This is a genomic window from Pseudomonas sp. Irchel s3a18 (assembly GCF_900187535.1).
Classification (GTDB): domain Bacteria; phylum Pseudomonadota; class Gammaproteobacteria; order Pseudomonadales; family Pseudomonadaceae; genus Aquipseudomonas.
Genome location: NZ_FYDV01000001.1, coordinates 525816 through 549860, shown reverse-complemented (window position 1 = coordinate 549860; position 24045 = coordinate 525816). Strand labels below are relative to the sequence as shown.

Annotated in this window: 18 protein-coding genes; 7 read left to right on the top strand and 11 right to left on the bottom strand. The window is 60.3% G+C overall.

The genetic code is table 11. The features are described from left to right. Positions 1-31: 31 nt before the first annotated feature. Positions 32-706, top strand: a complete 675-nt coding sequence (locus tag CKW29_RS02250) for a heavy metal response regulator transcription factor (protein WP_095144448.1) — start codon at positions 32-34, stop codon at positions 704-706. Then, positions 703-2112, top strand: coding sequence for a heavy metal sensor histidine kinase (locus CKW29_RS02245; protein WP_095144447.1), 1410 nt, complete (start codon positions 703-705; stop codon positions 2110-2112). Before CKW29_RS02250 ends, CKW29_RS02245 begins: the two co-directional genes overlap by 4 nt. A 5-nt stretch (positions 2113-2117) precedes the next feature. Here the strand turns inward: CKW29_RS02245 and CKW29_RS02240 are convergent, their stop codons facing one another. Both CKW29_RS02240 and CKW29_RS02235 read right to left on the bottom strand, forming a co-directional pair. Continuing rightward, positions 2118-2537, bottom strand: coding sequence for a hypothetical protein (locus CKW29_RS02240; protein ID WP_095144446.1), 420 nt, complete (start codon positions 2535-2537; stop codon positions 2118-2120). A gap of 24 nt (positions 2538-2561) precedes the next feature. Next, entirely contained in the window at positions 2562-2759 is a 198-nt protein-coding gene (locus CKW29_RS02235) for a hypothetical protein (RefSeq protein WP_095144445.1), read from the bottom strand. Between the two features lie 902 nt (positions 2760-3661). Between CKW29_RS02235 and CKW29_RS02230 the strand changes: the two genes are divergently transcribed. Genes CKW29_RS02230 through CKW29_RS02220 form a run of 3 tightly spaced genes read left to right on the top strand, consistent with a single transcriptional unit; the run spans position 3662 to position 9646 of the window. Further along, entirely contained in the window at positions 3662-7042 is a 3381-nt protein-coding gene (locus CKW29_RS02230; protein ID WP_371850782.1) for a hypothetical protein, read from the top strand. A gap of 41 nt (positions 7043-7083) precedes the next feature. Further along, complete coding sequence (locus CKW29_RS02225) at positions 7084-8586, top strand: DUF2235 domain-containing protein (protein ID WP_095147840.1); 1503 nt, start codon at positions 7084-7086, stop codon at positions 8584-8586. Between the two features lie 19 nt (positions 8587-8605). Further along, the gene (locus CKW29_RS02220; RefSeq protein WP_095147839.1) at positions 8606-9646 is read left to right on the top strand and encodes an MBL fold metallo-hydrolase; all 1041 of its coding nucleotides are present in this window, start codon (positions 8606-8608) and stop codon (positions 9644-9646) included. 16 nt (positions 9647-9662) lie between these two features. Here CKW29_RS02220 and CKW29_RS02215 read toward each other — a convergent pair whose 3' ends face one another. The 5 genes from CKW29_RS02215 to CKW29_RS02195 form a co-directional block, all read right to left on the bottom strand. Then, the gene (locus CKW29_RS02215) at positions 9663-10442 is read right to left on the bottom strand and encodes a hypothetical protein (protein ID WP_095147926.1); all 780 of its coding nucleotides are present in this window, start codon (positions 10440-10442) and stop codon (positions 9663-9665) included. An 82-nt stretch (positions 10443-10524) separates the two neighbouring features. After that, on the bottom strand, positions 10525-10878 hold the full coding sequence (locus tag CKW29_RS02210; RefSeq protein ID WP_095144441.1) for a DUF2493 domain-containing protein: 354 nt from the start codon (positions 10876-10878) through the stop codon (positions 10525-10527). 97 nt (positions 10879-10975) lie between these two features. After that, positions 10976-13696, bottom strand: a complete 2721-nt coding sequence (gene mgtA / locus CKW29_RS02205; RefSeq protein ID WP_095144440.1) for a magnesium-translocating P-type ATPase — start codon at positions 13694-13696, stop codon at positions 10976-10978. 285 nt (positions 13697-13981) lie between these two features. Continuing rightward, complete coding sequence (locus tag CKW29_RS02200; RefSeq protein ID WP_095144439.1) at positions 13982-14272, bottom strand: hypothetical protein; 291 nt, start codon at positions 14270-14272, stop codon at positions 13982-13984. A gap of 410 nt (positions 14273-14682) precedes the next feature. Next, positions 14683-14901, bottom strand: coding sequence for a DUF4287 domain-containing protein (locus tag CKW29_RS02195; protein WP_095079128.1), 219 nt, complete (start codon positions 14899-14901; stop codon positions 14683-14685). Between the two features lie 265 nt (positions 14902-15166). Between CKW29_RS02195 and CKW29_RS02190 the strand changes: the two genes are divergently transcribed. Further along, positions 15167-16606, top strand: coding sequence for a serralysin family metalloprotease (locus CKW29_RS02190; RefSeq protein ID WP_095144438.1), 1440 nt, complete (start codon positions 15167-15169; stop codon positions 16604-16606). Positions 16607-16691: 85 nt separating this feature from the next. On the opposite strand, the gene CKW29_RS02185 is transcribed toward CKW29_RS02190, so the two are convergent. Together CKW29_RS02185 and CKW29_RS02180 are read right to left on the bottom strand one after the other, a co-directional pair. Beyond that, entirely contained in the window at positions 16692-18314 is a 1623-nt protein-coding gene (locus tag CKW29_RS02185) for an MFS transporter (protein ID WP_095147838.1), read from the bottom strand. A gap of 97 nt (positions 18315-18411) precedes the next feature. Continuing rightward, complete coding sequence (locus CKW29_RS02180) at positions 18412-20058, bottom strand: GMC family oxidoreductase (protein ID WP_095144436.1); 1647 nt, start codon at positions 20056-20058, stop codon at positions 18412-18414. Positions 20059-20192: 134 nt separating this feature from the next. Here CKW29_RS02180 and CKW29_RS02175 point away from each other — a divergent pair, with 134 nt between their 5' ends. Next, positions 20193-21089 carry a LysR family transcriptional regulator gene (locus CKW29_RS02175; RefSeq protein ID WP_095147837.1) on the top strand — a complete coding sequence of 299 codons (897 nt, stop codon included), beginning with the start codon at positions 20193-20195 and terminating at the stop codon, positions 21087-21089. A gap of 34 nt (positions 21090-21123) precedes the next feature. Here CKW29_RS02175 and CKW29_RS02170 read toward each other — a convergent pair whose 3' ends face one another. Further along, entirely contained in the window at positions 21124-22218 is a 1095-nt protein-coding gene (locus CKW29_RS02170; RefSeq protein WP_095147836.1) for a DNA alkylation repair protein, read from the bottom strand. Positions 22219-22236: 18 nt separating this feature from the next. Continuing rightward, positions 22237-24045 (bottom strand): monovalent cation:proton antiporter-2 (CPA2) family protein, encoded by a 1809-nt coding sequence (locus tag CKW29_RS02165; protein WP_095147835.1) that lies wholly within the window; start codon positions 24043-24045, stop codon positions 22237-22239.

Below are 24045 nucleotides of genomic sequence, written 5' to 3'. Positions count from 1 at the left end.
CCAATCGTTACTTGTTTAAGGGTAAATATTTATGCGAATCCTTGTGGTCGAGGATGAACTAAAAACCGCCGAGTACTTGCATCAAGGTCTGAGTGAAAGTGGTTATGTCGTGGATTGTGCCTCGACCGGTCCGGATGGACTTCACCTGGCCCGGCAACAGGCCTATGACCTGGTGATACTGGACGTGAATTTGCCTGAGATCGATGGCTGGGGCGTGCTGGAACTGATCCGCAAGAGTGGCAACACCCGGGTGATGATGTTGACCGCCAGGGGACGTCTGGCCGACAAGGTCAGGGGGCTGGACCTGGGGGCGGATGACTATCTGGTCAAGCCATTCGAGTTTCCCGAGTTGCTGGCTCGGGTGCGTACCTTGTTGCGCCGCAGCGAGCAGATGCCGGTGCCACAGGTACTGAAAGTAGCGGACCTCGAACTGGATCAAGGTCGGCACCGGGCCTATCGCGGCGAACAACGCATCGACCTGACCACCAAGGAGTTCGCGTTGCTGCACCTGTTGATGCGCCAGTCCGGCGAGGTGCTGTCGCGCACCCAGATCATTTCCCTGGTGTGGGACATGAACTTTGATTGCGACACCAACGTGGTCGAAGTCTCGATCCGGCGCTTGCGGGCAAAAATCGACGACCCGTTCGACAGCAAGCTGATTCACACCTTGCGCGGCGTCGGCTATGTGCTGGAGGCCAGGGAATGAAGCCGGCCAGCCTGTCGATGCGGTTGGGGCTGACGGTGAGCGTCCTGGGTGCGGTGCTGGTGGTGTTGCTGGCGGTGCTGGCGTTTGTGGCGCTGACCCATGAACTCGACTCGATGGCGAAAAACAGCCTCGAGAAAAAGATGCAGCAACTCGAGCACAGTCTGGCGATGGGCATGACCGCCAGCGATATCGCGCTCAAGCCGCACTCGCTGCTGGACCAGGTGATGGGCCATGACAACCTGAACCTGACGATCCTCGACAAGAACAACCCGACCACGCCGCTGCTCAGTGTCGGCAGCGAACCGCCAACCCCGGCGCTCGCCCGGCGCAAAGCCGCCACCGCGAGCCTGGACCGGGTCTCGTATTTCAGTCGCTCGGACGGCGAGGGCCGGCACTTCCTCACCGCGACCCAACTGATGGCGTTGAAGAATGGCGACTCGGTGCCGGTGCTGTTGTCAATCGATCGCTCCAATGACGAAGCGCTGCTCAGCGCCTACCTCAGTTCGACCCTGATTGCCTTGCCATTGCTGCTGATCCTGATCGGCCTCAGTGCGTGGGCGATTGTCCAGCGGGGGCTTGCGCCCCTGCGCGAGTTTCGCAAGGTGGCGGCGATGGTATCTGCCCAGGACTTGAGCCATCGCCTGTCAGAAGTCAACATGCCACAGGAGCTCAGCGAACTGGCCCATGGCATCAATTTCATGCTGCACCGGCTCGACAGCGGCGTGCAGCAGTTGTCGCAGTTCTCCGATGACCTGGCCCACGAACTGCGCACGCCGATCACCAACCTGATGGGCAAGGCCCAGGTGACGTTGTCGCGGGAGCGGCCGAGCAGCGAGTACAAGGCGGTACTGGAGTCGTGTACGGAGGAGTTGGGGCGGGTCAACCGGATCGTCTCCGACATGCTATTCCTGGCCCAGGTCAGCCATCCGGCGGCCCTGGTGCCGTTTGAACGGATTACCCTGGAAGACGAAGCGCTGAAGGTCGTGGACCTGTTCTCCCTGATGGCCGAAGAAAAACGCATCAGCCTGCGTGTGTCGGGCGCCGGGCATACCCTGGGAGATCGGCTGATGATCCAGCGCGCGATGTCCAACCTGTTGTCCAATGCTATCCGCCACTGCCCGGCGGGCAACGAGGTGTCCATCGTCATCGAGTCCCATGCCGAGCAGGTCTCGGTGCTGGTGGGCAACCCCGGCGCCGGCATTGCAGCGCAGCATTTGCCGCACCTGTTCGAGCGCTTCTACCGGGTCGAACACAGCCGCTCGCGTACTGAAGGCGGCACTGGCCTGGGGCTGGCGATCGTGCGCTCGATCATGAGCCTGCACCAGGGCCTGGCCCAGGTGCAGAGCCTGCCGGGGAGTGTGACGGTGTTTCGCCTGGTGTTTCCCAATGGTGACATCAGCACCTGAGGGCTTCACTGCCACACTTCAAGCTGGATCGCTTGTGAGTTGTTGAAGTACATGATCCTTACGTCGTTGGCAAAGCAGTACAACTGCCCCGATGCCGGGGCGACCCACCCCGTCGGCCAACGCAGGCCGTCGCCGATGACAAAAAAGCTGTCGGTGTCTTTTTCAATCGAGCCTATGAGGGTGAACCAGGTCGCCCCCTCGGATTTGCAACGCAGCATGGGGTGGGCGAAGGCGAGCGATGGGGCGTCTTCGCCGCTGGCGCTGTGGGGGGTGTGCCAGTCGAACCACTGCCCGGATGCACGGAAGAAATAGCGTTCTCCCGCGTGCAGTTGCACAGAAGGTTTGAACCATGGATCGCCTGCTGGCACGGGGCCGCGATAGAGGCATTCTTGTGCGCCCAAGGGGGCAATGATTGTGTCTGGCATGGTCTCTCTCCTTGGCTGGTGGATTCAGTAATCGAGGTTGATCACTGGTCGCGGCAACTTCACGTCGGGTGCCAGGTCGAGGATGATCGACACAACCCGGGTCATGAGGTTGATGTTGTTGTCGAAGCCGCCGTGGGAGGTGTCGGGCTTCCTGGTCGCACCTGAGCTGTCGTCCATTTTCGGATCGTTGACGATGTGCAAGGTCTTTGCGATCCGTCTCATGGGTGGGCGCACTGAATAGCGAACCCCACGCCCCGAACGCTTACGACGACGCAAGGGCCTCTACGGATGCAACAATCGTAGACGACATCGGATCGCCGGGCACGCCGGCCGGACATGACGTCGTGGAGAAAATTTCATGTCTACGCGCGAATTCACAATGGCCGCCGCAAACTAAAAGTACGCTTTCATGTGTGTTGCAAGAGGCACTGATGAAGGCGGTGGCCGGGATGTGTTAAATCCGCTGGTTGATGTTGCGTGAGTGAGGCGGCAGGAATGTATCTGTCATGTAAATGTTGGGAAGTTTGACTTCTAAACAGGTGAATCATAACTGTCGATTGACCGTTGTTTCATAGTGGTCAAGTAGGTATGCGGTTATAGCCTTCAGCTATTTTTATTATTCGATAAGATTTTTAATGGATTTATACCTTTGCGAGTGCTTGAGCTATTGTCAGTTCAAGTTGTTAACGATTGTTCGGGAGTCTACGTCGAGCGCTTAGACAGATGTTTGCAGTGTGCATGTAGGGTGTTTTGTTGATGGGTGCATTGAGTGCAGGTATTTACTGGGTCAAGCGAGGTGCTTAAATACTTCCTGGATTTTAGTTGGGCTTACGCACGTGATGTTTGAGCGGCGTTCAATCTTGAGGCGCGCGCCGGGAGTCTAATGTTGAGTGCTCGTCCATTGTTCCTGGAATGGCTTTCGCTCATCCACGTCTTCAAGGAACGAGAATATGACGACTGACGATACGTCCGCGCAGAGCAAAATCGGTGAAGTGGATCTCCAGGCCCTGTATCAAACCCGGCGCGAAAAACTCCCCGAGGACGTTCAAAAGACCTTGTCGGCACGACCCTGGGGCCTGGCGTTGTCAGGCGGCGGAATCCGTAGCGCTACCTTCTGTTTTGGATTGATCAAGGCGCTGGCGGAGAAGGAGTTGCTGCATCGTTTCGACTTGATGTCGACCGTCTCCGGTGGTGGCTACATCGGTTCGACCATCGGCAAGCTTTTTCACAACGAAGGGCAGTCCGGCGCTCCGGACCCTATGAGGCTGGAGCGAGAGCTGGGTCAGGCTCAGACGCGCTGGTTCGCGGTTTGGCTGCGTGCCAACGGACGCTACCTGATCCCCAGAGGCCTGAAGGATATTCTGTTCGCCGCTGCAAACTTCGGTCGAAATCTGTTGGGCGTGCATGTTGAACTTGCGTTTCTTGCCTTCATCCTTGGCGGCTTTCTTGTCAGCCTGGATCTGGCGGTCTGGCAGTGGGTTGATTGCCTGGCACCCGGTGGCGGTTGCGCTCCCATGCCATGGCTGGACATGGGTTTGATCGGTTTTTTTTCCGACTGGCCGACAATTTGGCTAGGGTTGGTTCCCGTCGCCTGGATCGGTGCGATTCTTTCTTGTACGTATTGGGCGCTGCCCACTCGCAAAGGACAGCGCTTAGGTGCGCAGCGCTTGCTGACGGCGCTGATGGCCAGTGCGGGTATCGTGATTTTACTGCGTCATTCCACGGATTTTCTGAGCAACGTCATACCACTTTGGACGGGCACTCTGGAGCTTCCCGGTGGGTTGGTCGTTTTGGCGTTGGCACTGATGGTCGCCTGGGTGCTGGGCATCCTCATTGCGATGTGCCTGAGCATCAAGTCCGAGAAAGACCCGGACCGCACCCGCAATGGCCTGACTCAAGCGCTGGCTGTTGCATTGAAGGTCGCCCTGGCATTCGTTGTGCTCGGCATGGTCGATTATCTGGCCTGGTCGCTGACCAACTCGAACACCACATCGCAAGGCCAGTTAGGAGGCATGCTCGCCCTGATCGCCATCGCGTTGCGGGCCGCCATGCCGATGATTGCCGATCTGCCAAAAAGTCTGGTCCCGGGCACCCGGCGTGTGGTCATGGAGGTGATCAATGTGTTGGGGGTTGCCCTGGCAGGTGCATTGCTGGTGTTCTGGATCAGCGTATTGCACCGGGCAACCACCAGTGTGCTGTTTGACTCTTCCCTGGGGGCGTTGCATTTTTCGTTTGCGTGGCAATACCTGGCCTGGCTGACCATTCCCCCGCTGTTGATGGTGTTGGTTTCGGCAGCCAACCGCGACTTTCTCAACCGCTCTTCACTCTATTCATTTTATCGTGCCCGTTTGATCCGCAGCTATCTGGGTGCCGCCAACCCCAACAGATTTCAAGCGGCAACGCCTTCGCCCATGTCCTGTGTCGCACCTGCCAATAGCCAGACACTGCCGTTGCGGGTCACGCAGGTGGATGATGGCGATGACTTGACCATGGTTGCCTATCAGCCCCATAAAGGCGGCGGACCGGTGCACCTGATCAATGTGTGCGTCAACCAGACCGAAGACCCGATGGGGGGACTGTTCAATCAGGACAGAAAAGGCTCGCTACTGACCGTTGGCCCTGGTGGTTGTCTGTTACACGGTAGTGATACCTGGCATCCAGGGAGCCAGGCACAGTCCTTGAGCCTGGGGGCGTGGGTAGCGATTTCCGGTGCTGCCGTTGCTCCCGGGCTCGGCAAGTCGACCCGTTCCGGTATCGCGGCCTTGTTGATGATGTCCGGCATCCGTTTGGGTTACTGGTGGGACAGTCATGGCATGGGTGGCCAGCCTTCGGCAAAGCGAATTGGCAAGTATGGCCAGCTGTTGAGCGAGTTGCGTGGACGTTTCGATGGTGATCGTCGTCAGGACTGGTTTCTCAGTGACGGTGGGCACTTCGAGAACACGGCGGCTTATGCGTTGTTACGTGAAGAATGCGAAGTCATCGTGGTGGCTGACTGTGGTGCCGATCCACGTTACGCCTTCGGTGATCTGGAAAATCTAGTGCGCAAGGCGCGTATCGATTTACAGGCCGAGATAACTTTTTTGCGTCCCCGGCAGCCGGATCGGGATTTGCCTGCGGTATTTGGCTCGCTCAATGAGCTGGCATCGCCGGACAGTGAGGCGTGCCTGGCTTTGGCACGAGTCGATTATCGCCGCTCCGGGCGCTCCGGCTACATGATTATCGTCAAGCCAAACATGAGTAACGGTGCACCGGTTGATCTGGTCAACTTCAAATCCGACAACCCGCTGTTCCCCCAAGAACCGACCACGGATCAGTCCTTCAGTGAGGCGCAATGGGAGAGTTATTTCCAGCTCGGGCAAACCCTGGGACGCAATCTCGATCTGGAGCAATTGCAGGATATGCGAGCCTTTGCCAAGAACTATTTCGTCAATGACGACGGCGCCATCCTGATCAAGGAAAGCGACGGCGCCATGGTGCTGCGTTTTTCCTCAAAACGACTCTCATCGCGGATAGCTTCTACAGGTGCCGTGTCGGCATCCATCAGCCTGGGGGCCATTACCTCTATCGGATTGGCTGGCTGGCAGGCGATCAACTCCGAGCTCACTCACCGAGTGGACCAGCAGAAGATTGAGCCTGGTGCACTCAAGGAACTTACCGATATTTTTGGCAAGCTACCGCCGCTCGGCAGGCAATCGGCCCCTTCGAGCAATGATCCGCTAGGAGAAATGGCGACGGCCTTGTTACGCGTTGGTGACAAGGCGTGTACAGCCTACAACCTCGACGCGTTTCGGCACTCTGCATTGATGAAACTGATGGTTAGTCGAACCAAGGAGGCGTGCAGGCAGTCAGTATCTGCGCATCCCTCCTGCGCAGTGCTGCTGGATGACTTCTCGCTATCGGCGTGCTTGCAAGATGAGCCAAGGGGCAAGTGCGAGCCGCAGTACTGGATTCGTGATTATTCGTCTGCAACCTTGATATCAGCGAACTGTTGGGCGCCTGCGCGTGACTATGTTGATCAGGGTGAATTTGAACTGGCGTCATCTGCACCTGCACCTGCACCGATGCCGGAACTGGAATCGTCAGCGCCTGATGAGGTCACGATTCAGGAGCACAATACTGCATCGGTTGAAGCCACTCCGGTCGAGGACACCACAGATATTTGCAAGGGCCAGACGGTCTACCTGCAAATCCATGGCCCTGAGCTTCGGGATTTCGCCAGGACGCTGCGTGGGCCTTGGCGAAGCTTCGGTGCGTCGGTGCCACCGGTGGAGGATGTGGTGGACAGCGCACGACGGGCAAACCGGCGCGCGCCGACCCCTTACCCGAGCCCTATCGTGATCTACCACAATGCAGCGTCAAAGGGCTGTGCCGAAAAACTCATCTCCATCGAAGCAGCAAAATCCTGGGGTATCGCGCCCTTGGCTGATGGTCTGAAGGGCCAGAAAGGTGTCATCGAGGTCTGGCTGCCGCCCTCGACCAAGGTCCCCCTTGATAAGGCGTTTTAGCGGAATCCACACAGTCGGTTCACGGTTGAAAGGAGCTCACAATGCGTATCGCACTGCTGTTGATAATGGGACTGCTCACCGCTTGTTCATCGCCACCTCAGTATTTGAGTGATCGCGGTCTGGGAACCGAGAAGGTGAGAGTGAGTGCCACCAAAACTTCGCTTGACGACATACTGATTGGCAAGGCCTGGGCTGCGAATTGCCAAGGCATCGACCAACTCGACCCCAATGCAGCGAATGATGGCTATTTCAAGGTGCAAGCGCGCTGGAGCCTGCTCAACTGCATCCACAGCAATGGAAAACCAAGAAAACTGGTGGTGCTGCTCGACGGTACGGCCAATGACAAGGATGACAGCACCAACATCTGGCAGATGTACAACATGGCACTGATTCGCTCACTGGCCGATACCGGGCAGGGCGGCGAACCGGTCATTGCCTACTATGACAAAGGGGTGGGAACCAGCCCTGTGACACCCATCAGCGGTGCGGCGTTTGGCAATGGAGTCAGTATCAACATTCGGCAAGCCTATCGATTCCTGGTGGAGGCTTATCAGCCCGGGGATCAGATCTATCTCTTCGGTTTCAGCCGAGGGGCGTTTACCGCTCGCTCGCTCAACGGCTTTATTGAATTCGCCGGCCTGGCGAAGTTCGATACCCTCAAGGCAAACGGGTTGGACGCTACGCCACTGTTTGGCTGGGCTGGGCATATGCACAACGTGGTCAAGGACATGTATGACCTCTATCACGTCAAGAACACTGGGAACCCAAGGTTCTACCAGGATCTGAGAGCCAGGCTCCACGCGTATCGTAAATCCCACGGTATTGATGCCTATGGTATTGACGCCGACGGCAATGAAATTCCCGGAAAGCAAGTGGTGGTGAAGGTCATCGGAGTATTCGACACGGTGCCAGCGGTGGGATGGGGGTTGGACGAAGATCCCGATGGTCATCGTCTGGAGCTTTATGCAGATGCCGGTTATCAGGCCATGTCCCTCGATGAGCAACGAGAGGCCTTCCGCTTGCTCAGGTTCGGCGTCCCGCAAACCCAGGGTCAGACACTGGAGGAGGTGTGGTTTGCCGGGGTGCATGCGGATGTCGGGGGCGGTTACCTGAACAAGCAAAACCTTGCGGGCTGTGGAAAGAGTCCCTACGGCGAGAACCCTGAAGGGGCCGTCGGGCTTGAGAGTATTCCTCTGCGCTGGATGCTGGAAAAGCTCAAGAGCGAGCAGTTGTTTCCTGACGATCCCTGGCCTCCCGCGTGTATTGGCGCGCATCTGCATGACGAGTACTTCGATGCCCCATCGGCACTTTCCTGGCTCTACAAAAATGCCGGGTTATTTCGTCGCAAGCCAGTAGAAATGGATCGTGTTCATATCAGCGTCTACCAGCGGATGGACATCGGCAAACTGGAGGATCCCCATCAAGCGCGTGAGCCTGGTGGCCGTTATCAACCCGTGAATATCGGTCATGAGCCTTTGAATGTCTTCAGGACGGCCGGTGCTGACGAGTCCGGGAAGAAGCTCCCGGTGAGTGCGGTTCAGTGATTGTCGTCAGGCGTGTGTCATGAAACCTGGGCTGCTGTTGCTCGCGTTGCTGGTGACAGTCGGTTCCTGTACCCAAACCCCGCAAGAGCAGGGGCTTGCCGTTTGGCGCGGGCCGGATATCAGCGAGCCGAAGATCCAGTTTCTCGGCGTCGGTGGCTGGTTGTTGCACTGGCGCGGGGAGGGGGTGCTGATGGCGCCGTCCTTCAGCAATCCTGCATGGTTGGGGATACCTGGTATTCCGCCGCTCTGGGTCGAGGCGGACAAAGCGCGGATTGATCACCTGATGCCAGCCGCCAAGAACGTCAGCATGGTGTTGGTGGGGCACGGGCACTATGACCATTTGCTGGATGTGCCGTGGGTCATGCAAAACTACACACCCAACGCTCAGGTGTACGGGTCGAGGTCGGTGGCGCATATGTTGCGGGCGATGGTGCCAGCCTCCAGGGTGGTCAGCGCCGAGTGGGCGATGGCCAGGGTCGATCCGGCTCAAGGTCCGCGAGCGTCTTCACGCCCCGGTGAGTGGATCACATCGTTGGGTAAAAACATCCGGGTCATGCCTATCGAGAATCGGCACGCCCCACAAGTCGCCGGTCATCTGGTGGCCCCCGGCAGCTATGACTACGACCTGACCAGCACCCCGTCCTTTATGTTGAACTGGAGACTGGGGCAGTCGATGGCCTGGTTGATCGACCTGCTGGACGAACACGGCAAACCGGTTTATCGCCTTCACTACCAAGACTCTGCAGCCCCTGCGCCTTACGGGTTTCCACCCGCGTTAGCAGACGGCAAGGGCATAGATGTCGAGATTCTTTGCGTGGGGTCGTGGAGTGAAGTGGATGGTTACCCGTTGCGACTGTTGCAGTTGACCCAACCTCGAATGGTGCTGCTTGGTCACTGGGAGAACTTCTTTGGTAATGACCCGGCCAGCCGGCGGCAGACAATGATTCCGTTGCTCAACGGCAAGCCGATGGAGCGGATAGTGCGATTGACGGTTGGCCCCGACGTGCCGGTATTGCTGCCCGCCCCCTTTGCTTTTATTGCGTTGCCTCCCGCGCAATAAAAGCAAGGAGGAGCGCCTAGAACCTCAGTGTCACCCCGGTCGTCAGCCACTGATCGCGGTCCTGGGTCAGGTCGCGTCCGACCACTAAATCCAGATCCAGGCGTTCGCCAATGTGCAACCGCGGCCCCGCCTGCCACGCCTGTTGGCCGCCCCTCTGGCCGAAGCGCTCGGCGATCAGGGTCAGGGCGTCGGCCAGGTCGTATTCCACACCTGTGCCCCAGGTCCAGCGGTGGTTCTGCTCACCTTCGTCATAGGCATGGGCCCAGCCGGCGTTGAGGTTCAGGCGCAGGGTCTGGATCGGCGTGTAGGTCAGGGGCAGGCTCAGGTCGGCGCCGTCGAAGGCGTGCCCCCGGTTGATGGCGACGTGGGCGTTGGCGGCCAAGGCCAGTTGCAGTCCGAGGTCTTCGCGGTCGAGCAGTTGCGCCTTGAGTTGCGGGCTGACTTGGGTTTCGCCATCCCCATCGTCACGGCCGTGCTCGATGGCGGCGCCCAGTTGAATCCCGGGAAGTCCCTTGAAGGTGCAGGCCTGAGACAGCACCAGATTGTGGGTGGAATGGTTGTGTCGGCCGCTTTGGTTCCACAGGTCGACGTTGCATTCGCCGGGAGCATTGATGGCACCGTCGTCGACCACGTAGGCACCGCCGGCGGCGTTGGCTTTGGAAATCAGTGACAGGCCGGCAATGGCTGTCAGGGTCATACCGACGAACATCAGATTGCGCCGCAGCATGCGGCGCTTGGCAGGCGGCAGATCGTGGGTGAATGAGTGAGTACGGCGATGGGAAGGGTGCTTTGGCATGTTGACCTCTGCGTGATGCATTCGAGGAGGGAGGCAGTGCGCGGGCGCGCGGGTGCCTCCTTGATTCAGGGAGTGAACGGGGTCAGCTCCGTTCGTTGATCGACAGGGTCTTAATGCCGGCTGCGTTGGCCTGGGCCAGCAATGCCTGGGTGTCTTCACCGCCGGGTAGGGCGATGACGGTGTCCGGTCGGCTGTCGTTGAGCATGAAGGTGTTGCGCAGGCGTTCGGCCTGCTTGCCGTGCAACTGCCAGTTGGGGGGATAGCGCACGATGTCGACGCCCTGTTCCCGGGCCCAGTCTTCGACCTCGCCGCCCAGCAGCGGATGGCCACCGTGAACCAGCACGCTGATCTTGTGCAGGCGCTGGAAGGCGTTGAGGACCTGGCGGCAGGTTTGGCGATCGGCGTAGTGACGCCCGGCGCACATCAGTACACGCATGGCGCTTGATCCTGTTTCATGTGGTTGCTCCATGAAAGTGCCCTGGGTCATGGGCCGCGAGGCGGCCCATGACGTATCGGTGGCGGGGTTCAGGCACTCAGTACCATTGCTTGAAGCGGCGGATGTACAGGGTCTTCATCAACTGCGCGACCACGCAGTAGCTGAGCAGGGTGCCCACCAGCCACGGGAAGTACGACCATGGCAGCGGTTGCAGGCCGACCAGCGTGCCCAGCGGCGAGAACGGAATGTAGATGCCCAGCACCATCACCAATCCGGTCATCAGGATCACCGGCAACGCGGCGGTGCTCTGGAAGAACGGAATCTTTTGCGTGCGCAGCATGTGCACCACCAGGGTTTGCGAGAGCAACCCTTCGATGAACCAGCCAGACTGGAACAGGGTCTGCATTTCCACGCTGTTGGCGGCGAACACGTACCACATCAGGGCAAAGGTGGTGATGTCGAAGATCGACGAGGTCGGCCCGATCCACAGCATGAAGCGCCCGATGTTCTTGGCGTCCCACTTGCGCGGTTTGCTCAGGTACTCCTTGTCCATCTTGTCCCAGGGCAGTGCCAGCTGAGAGATGTCGTACATCAGGTTTTGCAGCAGCAGGTGGATCGCCAGCATCGGCAGGAACGGAATGAAGGCACTGGCCACCAGCACCGAAAACACGTTGCCGAAGTTCGAGCTGGCGGTCATGTTCAGGTACTTCATGATGTTGCCGAAGGTCTCGCGGCCTTTGAGGACGCCTTCTTCGAGCACCATCAGGCTCTTTTCCAGCAGGATGATGTCCGCCGACTCCTTGGCGATGTCGGTGCCGCTGTCGACCGAGATCCCCACGTCGGCGTCCCGCAGGGCCGGGGCGTCGTTGATCCCGTCGCCGAGAAAACCGACGGTGTGACCGTTCGATTGCAAGGCCTTGAGCACCCGGGATTTCTGCAACGGCGTGAGTTTGGCGAATACCGTGCGCTCTTCGACCCGGCGCTTGAGGGTCGCTTCGTCCATGCGTTCGATGTCCTGCCCAAGCAGGGGCGTGCCGGGCTCCAGCCCGACTTCGCGGCAGATCTTGCAGGTCACCACGGCGTTGTCGCCGGTCAGCACCTTGACGGTTACGCCCATGTCACGCAGTGCGGCAATCGCCGGCCCGGCGGTTTCCTTCGGCGGATCGAGGAAGGTCAGGAAGCCACGGATCACCAACTCCCGCTCATCGCTGGTGGTGTACTGGTGTTTACTCTGGGCCTTGGGGATCTTGCGGGTGGCCAGCAGCAGTACGCGGAAACCGTCTTCGTTGTATTCGCAAGCCTTGTTCAGCAACTCGACGCGTCGCTGTGGGTCCAGGTGAACGACCACGCCGTCCTCCTGGATGTGGCTGGCGATGTTCAGCATCTCCTCGACCGCGCCCTTGCAGATCAACAGGTGATCGTCGCGGCTGTCCTTGACGATGATCGACAGGCGCCGGCGAATGAAGTCGAACGGCAGTTCATCGACCTTGCTGTAGGCGAACGGCGGCTGGAACTTCGGGTTGCGTTCGGCGAACTGCACCACCGCCTGGTCCATCAGGTTTTTCATGCCGCTCTGGTGATGGCTGTTGAGCCAGGCCAGTTCGAGGATCGAGTCATCACGCTGTCCGTCGACGTTGATGTGATGCTCGAGGATGATCTTGTCCTGGGTCAGGGTGCCGGTCTTGTCGGTGCACAGTACGTCCATCGAACCGAAGTTCTGGATCGCATTGAGGCGCTTGACCACCACCTTGCGCTTGGCCATCGCCACCGCACCCTTGGCCAGGTTGGCGCTGACGATCATTGGCAGCATTTCCGGGGTCAGTCCGACGGCGACCGCCAGGGCGAACATGAAGGCTTCGCTCCAGTCGCCCTTGGTGAAGCCATTGATCAACAGCACCACCGGCACCATCACCAGCATGAAGCGGATCAGCAGCCAGCTGACGCTGTTCACCCCCCGGTCGAAGGCGGTTTGCACCCGCGAGCCGACGATGGCCTTGGCCAGCGAACCGAAGTAGGTGCGCGGGCCCGTGGCGACGACTACCGCCCGGGCGGTGCCGCTGACCACGTTGGTGCCCATGAAGCAGATGTTGGGCAAGTCCAGCAGGTTGGCCTGGTCGGCCGCGGCCGCGGTGGCGGAAGCGGATTTCTGGGCGACGTTGCCCAGGGTGTCGTACTTTTCAACCGGCAAGGCTTCACCGGTCAGGACCGCCTGGCTGATGAACAGGTCCCGGGATTCGATCAGCCGGACATCGGCTGGGATCATGTCGCCGGCAGACAACTGGATGATGTCGCCCGCTACCAATTCACGCATCGGCACTTCGCGCAGCACCGACTTGCTGCCCACCTGCTCGCGGCGCAGCACGGTGGCGGTGGTGCGCACCATGGATTTGAGGGCCTCGGCGGACTTGCCGGAGCGGTACTCCTGCCAGAAGCGCATCAGGCCGCTGGCCAGGACCATGACCAGGACGATGATGACCCCGGTGAGGTCGGTTTCCTCGCCTTCCTGCAGGGGCAGCCAGAAGTCGGTGATGAAACTGATGAGGGTCAGTGTCATCAGTACGTAGATGAAGGGGTTGTTGAAGGCCTTGAGCACTTGCACCAGGGCGTGGGGCGGCTTGTCGTGGGCGACCTCGTTGAAGCCTTCGCGTTGCAGCCGGCCTTCGGCGTCGAGTTCGGTCAGGCCGGCGGGGGTGGTCTTGACGTTGGCGAAGGTCACCGCCAGGCCGTTCTGTGCTTCACGGGCAGCGCGCATCGACAGCCGGGTGTCGTCGGCGGTGGCGCCCTGGGTGGTTTTTTTCGGGGTTTTTACGGTGGTCATAGCGTGTGCTCCTGCCGCAGGCTTGCGGCACGACACACCGACAACTCAACTAATGAAAGACGAGCGAAAGTATGTCGAGCCGCCCATAAGCGATCGATTCAGGGAGTTATGTTTCTTGTGCTTTAACGTTCGCTGCATACCGAACAACAACGGGTATGCAGCGAACCGTCTACTGGCTTCGTCCATGCTGGTGTCCACTGTTTTTTATGTTTAAGCAGGCAACAGAAAGTTGCCGAATTCCTGAATAAGGAAAACGCCGGTTAAAGAGTCGAGAGAACTTTCAGGTCAACTGAAAGTGCGCACGCCGAAGTTCAGGCCGAGTACGAGGCCGATCTGCTGCAACAGGTGCGCGAAGCACCGGTTCGGTGGTTCCTGGCTTTCGTCCAGGCGCCAGCGTTGCTGGAGTTGCCCGCTCAGGGGGCAGACGCGCCAATGGGCACGCAGATGATGCTGCATGCGCGAAGGAGGGGAGGACAAGGTGGCGCGGGTCATGGTTGCTTGCGCGTGGCAGCGCTTGGCGCGCGTCGCGTTGGCGAAGGCGCGGACACCGGGCATTACCGTGGATGTGAAGTTCATAACATGCCTCGCGACCGGACTGGCGCCGGGGAGGCAAGTTACGGCGGAGCATCAAGCTCTAGCGCAGCTTACCCGACCGAGGTGTCGAGTCCCGTCAATATTTGGGTTAAGTGCCCGGCTCTGTGCATTCGCATCAGCCAGGCAGCATCTAGATACTGTGTCCATTGGATTCTTTTGTGAGTTGAAAAAAGGCCGGATTAACCGGCCCGCGCAATTTACGCAGGCGACTTAATGAAGTCAACCTTGGAAGTCATATTATTCAGGTGTCAGACAGGTGAGAGTTGGATAGGTGCAAGTGGGGGGTATTAAGAACAGTCGATATATAACGATGTTGTTCCAGCCGGTGCCCATGAAAGTATCGCGGACTATCATGGGCTCGGGTGGCTTCTTCTGTCAGTCTGCCTAGGCAGTCAGGACTCTTTACCCTTGAGCAGCGCGTAAATGGCCATGGAGTGTCCATGGCCCAGGTCGAAGTCGGATTTGAGCCATTCAATGATCTGGCCGGCCTTGACACCGGCTTTCAATTTGCCGTCTTCGGCGAAGCCCTTTTCGTTTGCCAATTGTTTGAGGTCGGCCGGCGATTTGCCGGTCTTGGCCTGGATGTTGTCCAGATAGGCTTGGAAGGACATGACGTGGCAGCTCCTGGTTGCACGATGGAGGTAGTCGTGGACGCGTTCTACGGCTCTGGCGCTCGGGAAAGGTTAGCGGGTTGTATCCGTCTCTCAAGTCGCCAGGGCGCTATCTGAGGAGCTATCTAAAAATTCAATACTATGCGGCTTCAATTTGTGTCAGTTTTGTTGCGCCTTCTGCAGTGCAGGGCGAGTGATAGGACGATCTCGCGAAGGGCTCGCCGTGGTCTATCGGAATCGATTATTTGAAACAAGGATGTGAACAATGTCACAGGCAAAAGCAAAAGAAAAAGTGATGGCCACCTCGGGCCAGGTCAGTTCGGCCTACAGCCAGGTCGATGCCTTCAGCCATTTGTATGATCGTGGCGGCTCGGAACTGATCAACGGGAAACCGTCGTTCACTGCCGACCAGGCGGCCGATTCGATCCTGCGCAAAAACATGTCCTGGCACGACAAGGACGGTAATGGCAAGGTCGAACTGAGCTTCAGTTTCATGACCTCCGCGCCGTCCAATTACGACTCGAGATTGGGGGATTTCAGCGAGTTCAGCGCTCAGCAGAAAGCCCAGGCAGTACTCGCACTGCAATCCTGGTCGGACGTGGCCAACGTGACGTTCACGCAAGGTGTAGCGAGTGGTGATGGTCACCTGAGTTTCGGCAACTACAACGTCAGCACGGGTGGCGCTGCCTTCGCGTATCTCCCTTCGGGCAGCAGTTACGACGGTCAGTCGTGGTACCTGATCAATGATCGGTATCAGGTCAACAAAACCCCGGACCATGGCAACTATGGCCGGCAGACCCTGACCCATGAAATCGGCCACAGCCTGGGCCTGTCCCATCCAGGCGTCTACAACGCGGGTAACGGTAACCCGACCTATAACGACGCCACTTACGCGCAAGACACACGCGGCTACAGCCTGATGAGTTACTGGAGCGAGAGCAACACCAACCAGGACTTCAGCAAGGACGGCAGCGGTGCCTATGCCTCGGCGCCGTTGATGGATGACATCGTCGCCGTGCAAAAGCTCTACGGGGCCAACCTGGATACCCGTGCCGATAACACCGTGTATGGTTTTAATTCCAACGCCGATCGCGACTTCTACAGCGCTACGTCGGCGGCCTCCAAAGTGGTGTTCTCGGTGTGGGATGGCGGTGGCAACGACACACTGGACTTCTCCGGGTTCACCCAGAATCAGAAGATCAACCTCAACCAGGGCTCGTTCTCCGATGTTGGTGGCCTGGTGGGCAACGTTTCGATCGCCCATGGCGTGACAGTGGAAGCCGCTATCGGTGGTTCAGGAAATGATCTGTTGATCGGCAACGCGGTGGCCAACCTGCTGGAAGGCGGTGCCGGTAACGACATTCTCTACGGCGGTGGTGGTGGCGATACCTTGTGGGGGGGCGCGGGGGCGGACACCTTTGTGTTTGGTGCTGCCAGCGATACTCACTACAGTGCACCGGACTGGATCATGGACTTCACCAGCGGCCAGGACAAGATCGACCTGTCGGGCCTCGCGCCGTTCGCATCAGGTGGTGCAATGCTGAACTTCGTCAGCGGCTTCACCGGCCATGCCGGTGATGCGGTCCTGACTTACTTCGCTGAAACCAACCAGACGAGTCTGTATGTCGACCTTGACGGCATGGGTGTGGCGGGCTTTGCCGTGGGTACGGTGGGCCAGGCCGCGATGACGGACATCGTGGCGTAAGCCTCAATGCAAGAGAGCGACTGACGTCGCTCTCTTGAAAGGAAGGTCCGTCCATGGCCAACGTGGACGGACCTTTTTTATTGGGTCAGTTCTTGTTCAGATCCACATCCTTGGTTTCACGCAGGCACAACAGACCCACCACCAGGCTGACCCCGGTAATCAGCACCGGGTACCACAGCCCGTAGAAAATATCCCCGGTGTACACCACCAGTGCGAACGACACGGTCGGCAGGAAGCCGCCGAACCAGCCATTGCCGATGTGATAGGGCAGGGACATCGAGGTGTAGCGGATGCGGGTTGGGAACAGTTCGACCATCAGCGCCGCCAGCGGCCCGTAGCACATGGCCGAGATGATGATCAGGGCCACGATCAGGGCGACGATCATCGGTTTGTTGATCAGCTGGGTGTCGGCCGTCTGTGGATAGCCGGCCAGGGTCACGGCACCGCGCAGGGCGGCTTCGTCGTAACCGTCGATTTTCACTTCGCCGATGCTCACCTGCACGTTGCTGCCGGCCGGTGCGGCTTCGCTGTTGTAGGGCAGGCCCTGTTTGACCAGAAAGGTCTTGACCTTGTCGCAGGGGCTGTCAAAGCGTGCCTTGCCCACCGGGTCGAACTGGAAGGTGCAGGTTGCCGGGTCGGCCAGCACGGTGATCGGTGCCTGCTGGCTGGCGCGGTCGATCGCCGGGTTGGCGTAGTGGGCCAGGGTCTTGAAGATCGGGAAGTACAGCACGGTGGCCAGTAGCAGGCCGAGCATCAGGATCGGCTTACGGCCGACCCGATCCGATAACCAGCCGAAGAACACGAAGAACGGCGCGCCGATCACCACGCTGACGATCAGCAAGGTATTGGCCAGGGCAGGGTCCATTTTCAGGAACTGGGTGAGGAAGAACAGCACGTAGAACTGGGCGGCATAGAAGGTCACCGCTTGCCCGGCGTTGATGCTGAACAGGGCGATCAGGACGACCTTGAGGTTTTCCCAGTTGCCGAAGGATTCGCGGATCGGTGCCTTGCAGGACTTGCCTTCCTCCTTCATTTTCAGGAACGCCGGCGACTCGTGCAGGCTCAGGCGGATCCAGGTGGAAATACCCAGCAGCACGATCGACAGCAGGAACGGAATGCGCCAGCCCCAGACTTCGAACTGGTCACCGGTGAAGTAACGGCAGCCGAGTACTACCAGCAGCGACAGCAGCAGTCCGAGGGTGGCGGTGGACTGAATCCAGCTGGTGTGGAAACCGCGCTTGCCCATGGGCGCGTGCTCGGCGACGTAGGTCGCGGCCCCGCCGTATTCGCCACCCAGCGCCAGGCCCTGGAGCATGCGCAGCACCACCAGGATGATCGGCGCGGCAATCCCGATGCTGGCGTAGTTGGGCAGCAGGCCGACGCAGAAGGTCGCCATCCCCATCAGGACGATGGTCGCCAGGAAGGTGTACTTGCGCCCGATCATGTCTCCCAGGCGGCCGAACACCAGGGCGCCGAAGGGGCGCACGATGAAACCGGCGGCGAAGGCCATCAGGGCGAAGATAAAGGCCGTGGTGTCGTTGACCCCGGCAAAGAACTGTTTGCTGATCACCGCCGCGAGGGCGCCGTAGAGGAAGAAGTCGTACCACTCGAAGACCGTCCCCAGGGACGAGGCGAAAATGACTTTCTGCGTATCCTTGCTGGTGCCGGCGCTGAGCGTTCCGGCGACAGCTTGAGCCTGTTCTGACATATCGGTTTCCCTCACAGTGTTTATTTATTGTTGTTCCACTGTCAGCGCCGGCCTTGTGGGCGGGCGCCGCTATTCCATTGGCGAGCGAGCAGGTGTTTCAAGACAGTGCGGTCAGGTGTTTGTCCGGTGCGGTGCTCCTTGTCGATGCGGCGAGAATCAGCTGCGCCGCTTTCTCGGCGATCATCAGCGTGGGTGAACAGGTATTGCCGGAGGTGATGCGCGGCATGATCGAGGCATCGGCGATACGCAGGCCGGGAATGCCGTGCACCCGTAGTTGGGCGTCCACCACGGCTTCGGCGTCGTGGCCCATGCGGCAGGTGCCGACCGGGTGGAAGATGGTGGTGCCGATCCGCGCGGCGGCTTCGTGCAATTGCTCTTCTGTCTGCAAGGCCGCGCCCGGCAGGTATTCCACCGGCTTGAATGGCTGCAGGGCCGGTGCGGCGACAATGCGCCGGGTCAGGCGAATGGCATCGGCGGCCACTCGCAAGTCTTCGGGGTGGCTCAGGTAGTTGGGCTGGATCAAGGGCGCGTGTTGCGGGTCGGCAGAGCTGATCTCCACTCGGCCACGGCTGTGCGGGTGCAGGTCGCAGACCGACGCGGTGAATGCCGGGAAGGGGTGCAAGGGCTCGCCGAAACGTTCCAGCGACAACGGCTGGACGTGGTATTGGAGGTTTGCCGAAGTCTGCTCCGGCCCGGAGCGGGCAAAGGCGCCCAGTTGGCTGGGGGCCATCGACAGCGGACCACTGCGGTTGTACAGGTAGCGCAGGCCCATGCCCATTTTGCCCCACACACTGCCGGCGATCTGGTTCAGGGTGCGGGCGTTTTCCAGTGTGTAGATCAACCGCAGCTGCAAGTGATCCTGCAGGTTGCCGCCGACGCCGTTGAGTTCATGAACGACGCCGATCCCCAGGCGCTTGAGCAAGCTGGCAGGGCCGATACCGGAGCGTTGCAGGATGCTCGGCGAGCCGACGGAGCCGGCGCTGAGAATGATTTCCCGACGGGCGCTGAATGAGGTGGCCTGGCCCTGCCAGCGGGCCATGACGGTGCTGGCCCGGCCGTTCTCCAGCAGCACGCGGTCGACCTCGACGCCGGTCAGCACAGTGAGGTTCGCGCGCTGGGCAACGGGTTTGAGAAAGGCCTTGGCCGCGTTCCAGCGGACCCCGGCTTTCTGGTTGACCTGAAAGTAGCCGCAGCCTTCGTTGTCGCCCTGGTTGAAGTCATCGATGTTGGCGATGCCGCTTTGTTCGGCGGCCGTGCGGAAGGCATCGAGAATCGGCCATGACAGGCGCTGGCGTTCGACCCGCCATTCCCCGGCGGCGCCATGAAAGTCCGAGTCGCCGGCAAAGTGGTTTTCGCTGCGCTTGAACAGCGGCAGTACGTCGCTCCAGCTCCAGCCGGGGTTGCCGTCGGCGGCCCAGCCATCGTAATCGGTGGCCTGGCCACGCATGTAGATCATGCCGTTGATCGAGGAACTGCCCCCCAGCACCTTGCCCCGCGGGTAGCTCAGGCTGCGGTCCTGCAGGCCGGCTTGTGCTTGCGTCTTGTAGCACCAGTCGGTACGCGGGTTGCCGATGCAGAACAGGTAACCCACGGGAATGTGAATCCACGGATAGTTGTCGCGCCCACCCGCTTCGAGCAGCAACACCCGGTGCTGCGGGTTGGCGCTCAGGCGATTGGCCAGCAGGCAACCGGCCGGCCCGGCGCCGACCACGATGTAATCGTATGCATCAACGGCAGGTTGCATCCATGACCTCGCAGCGTGTTGTTCTTATTGGGATCCATCCTAGTTGTTAGTTTTCGGTAAAAGAATGTTAGTTTTTGCTCAGCCGCTGTGCGTTTTTAAACAGCGATCCACAGGCATGGATTCAGGGATGGCAGATGTTCGACTGGAATGACTTGCGGTTTTTTCTCGAATTGCAACGCAGCGGGCGGTTGCTGACCGCCGCGCGGCGCCTGAAAACCACCCACGCCACCGTGGCCCGGCATATCGAGGCGATTGAAAAGAGCCTGGGGACGGCGCTGTTCGTCCAGCAGGCCCAGGGTTATGAGCTGACCCCGGCCGGCGAAGCGTTGCTCAAGCACGCCGAGGCCATGGAGAACGTCGCCTTGCTGGCGCAGGAGGAGATCACCCAGTCCACCGCGCCGTTGGGCAAGATCCGCGTCGGTGTGACCGAGGGCCTGGGCATCATGTTCCTCGCCAGCCGCATGAAAGGGCTGTTCGATCGTTATCCGGGGCTGGAGGTGGAACTGGTGGCGGTGCCACGGTTTGTCAGCATCCTCAACCGCGAGGCCGAGATCAGCATTCACCTGGAGCGCCCGGCCGCCGACATGCTGGTGACCCGCAAGCTGACCGATTACCGCCTGGCGCTGTACGCCAGCCAGGACTACCTGGACCGCTCACCACCGTTACGCAGTCGCGAAGACCTGGCGCGGCATGCCTGGATCGGCTATGTCGACGACCTGCTATTCAGCCAGGAACTGATGTTCCTCAACAATTTCTGCCGCAGTCCGCAGGTGGTGTTCCACAGCACCAGCGTGATTGCCCAGCAACAGGCGGCGCGAGCGGGGCTGGGGATCGCGGTCCTGCCGTGCTACATGGCCAGCAACGACCCGGGCCTGGTGCCGCTGCTGCCCGCCGAAAGTCTGCAGCGCAGTTACTGGATCAGCACCCGCCGCGAGCTGCACAAGTCGGTACGGTTGCGGGTGTTATGGGATTACGTGGTGCAGTTGTGCGACAGCGAGCAGGCGCTGTTGCTGGGCCCCGTCGCCCTGTAGGCGCGGCATGTTCGCGCCTGCAGGGCGGGGTGTTTCAAGGGAGCAGTTCGAACGCGCTGCTGGCCAGCCGTTCGCCATTCACCAGCACATGCACCGCATGCAGGCCCGGGTAATGCTTCCGGGTGGTCAGTGCCTTGATGGACTGGGCACGGGCGATGGTCTCGGTGGCCTTGCCGGGAAGCGTCAGGACCTTGAGCTTGAATACCTTTGTCGAGGTGCTGCCATTGGCCTTGACGTAATCGATGGCGTAGTCGATCACCAGGCGCTGGCTGCTCTCGGTCGTGGATGTGATGGCAAAGGACAGGGTGATGGTTTGCCCCAGGGCAATCACCGACGGGTTGACCTTCAGGTCGATGATCCGCACTTCAGGCCTGCCACCGGCACCGATGATCGCCAATGCCCGCCGGTTGCCCTGTTTGATCAGGCTGCGCAGGGCATGTTTGGCGATCCATGCCGTGCGCGGGTCCTCCAGCGACCAGCCTTCGATCAGGCCCAGCACCCACTCGGGATGGTCCTTGGTGATGTCGTTGAGGTGATTGGCCACCGATTTGCGGACGTAGAGGCTGCTGTCGGCCTTGAGGTTGTCGAGGATCGTCGCCGCCAGGCTCGGGTCGGCCTGCACCCGTTCCAGGCGAAACGACCAGGGCAGGCGCGGGCGGCTACCCTCGCTGGCCAGGCGGCGTACGTGTTCGTTGGCATCCAGCGACCAGTCGTGCATCAGCGCCATGGAGCGTTCGAAATCGCTGCGCAGAAAATGCCGGATCGCGAACTCCGAGGAGCCGAAGCGGGTGAAGTACTTCAGCGCGGCCATTGACGGCTCGTAGGTGTGCATCCCGTAGGTGGCGACATACTGTGGCAGGCACATGCTGACAAAACTGCTGTTCAGGCGCGGTGCCAGTGGATGCAGGATGTCCAGGGTCTGCTCGTAGTTCAGTGGCAACACCGCGTGCAGGCAGTCGCCCACCCGGGCCATGCGTTGCATCACCGACAGCTCGTTCAGGCCGTCGTTGGTCATTGCCAGGAACGCCCTGGCGTCGAATGCCGGGTACACCGCGCACAGTTGCGTGGCGATATGTTCGAAGCGTTCGGCGTTGAAGATTTCCTTCAGCGCGGGGGCAGCGTCACTCATCCTGTGGTCCTCCTCGGTTCAACCCTTGCCCGATTGTTCTTCAATCTGGTCGGCGTCGAACAGGCGTGCCAGGTCGGCACGAGCCTGTTGCGCGGTCTGCATGACTTTGACGGCGTCATCGTAGATCGCATGCTGGGTCTCGAGCACTTGCTCGTCGTGGTGCTTGAAGCGTTCGATGCGCGCATCGGCCTGGCTTTGGCTAAGCCCCAGGCCCATCAGGGTGCGGCGGCTCATTTCCAGGCTGGAGTAGTAGGTTTCCCGTACGGCCTCGGTGCCGAGGTCCATCAGGCGGTGCACGTGCTGGCGGTTACGGGCCCGGGCGATGATCTTGACGTGGGGATAGAGTTTGCGCACCAAGGCGGCGGTCTTGATATTGGTCTCCGGGTCATTGGTGGCGATCACGAAGAATTCCGCCTGGCCGACCTTGGCCGCGCTGAGGATCTCCGGGCGCATCGGGTCGCCGTAAAACACCGGCACGCCGCCAAAGCTACGGGACAGCTCGATGGTTTCCACCGAGGTGTCGAGGGCCACGAAACTGATCTTTTGTGCCCGCAGGATCCGCGCCACGATCTGCCCCATGCGGCCCATGCCGGCGATCACCACGCGCGGGGTATCGGAGTCGATTTCCCGCAGGTGCGGCGGCACGGCGACCGGCTCGACCCGGTTTTTCACCAGGCGCGCGCACATCAGCAGCAACAGCGGCGTCAGCGCCATGGACAGGGTGATGGTCAACACTTGCATGTCGTACAGCCGGGTGTCGAACAGGCCGTGGTCGCGTCCGATCTTGAACACCACGAACGCAAACTCACCACCAGCGGCCAGCACAATGCCCAGGCGCACGGCACTCAGCCGATTCAGGCCACCGGCCATGCGCCCGACCAGGTACAACAGTGGCAGCTTGAGGGCGATCAACAACAGGGTCAGGCCCAGCACGGTCGCCGGGGCGCTGAAAAGCAGGCTGATGTTGGCGCCCATGCCGACGCTCATGAAAAACAACCCCAGCAGCAGGCCCTTGAAGGGTTCGATCTGGGCTTCCAGTTCATGCCGGTATTCGGAGTCCGCCAGCAGCAGGCCGGCGAGGAACGCACCGAGGGCCATCGACACGCCGACTTCGTCCATCAGCCACGCGGTACCCATCACCACCAGCAAGGCGGTGGCCGTGGAGACTTCCGGCAGGTTGGCCTTGGCGACGATGCGAAACACCGGGCGCAACAGGTAACGGCCACCGACCACCACCACGGCGATGCTGCCCAGTACCCGCAGGCCATGATCGAGGTTCTCGGCCGTGCTGGTGCTGTGGTCGACGCCGGCCAGCAGCGGGACCATGGCGATCAGCGGGATCGCCGCGATGTCCTGGAACAGCAGGATGGCAAACGCCAGCCGCCCGTGGGGGCTGGTCAACTCCTTGCGCTCGGCCAGGCTTTGCAGGCCGAAGGCGGTGGACGACAACGCCAGCCCCAGGCCGAGCACGACGGCACTGTTGAGCGGCTGGCCAAAGGTGTAGTACGCCAGCACCCCGATCACTGAACCGGTCAGCAGCACTTGCGCCAGACCGACGCCGAACACCGATTTGCGCATCACCCACAGCCGTCGTGGCGACAGTTCCAGGCCGATGATGAACAGCAGAAGCACGACGCCGAGTTCGGAAATGTGCATGACGCTTTGCGGGTTGTCGATCAACCCCAGCACGGCAGGCCCGATGAGTACCCCGGCCAGCAGGTAGCCCAGCACGGCTCCCAGTTGCAGGCGCTTGGCCAGAGGCACGGTGAGCACGGCCGCGAATAAAAAAACGACTGCGGCCTGCAGCAGGTTGCCTTCATGTGGCAT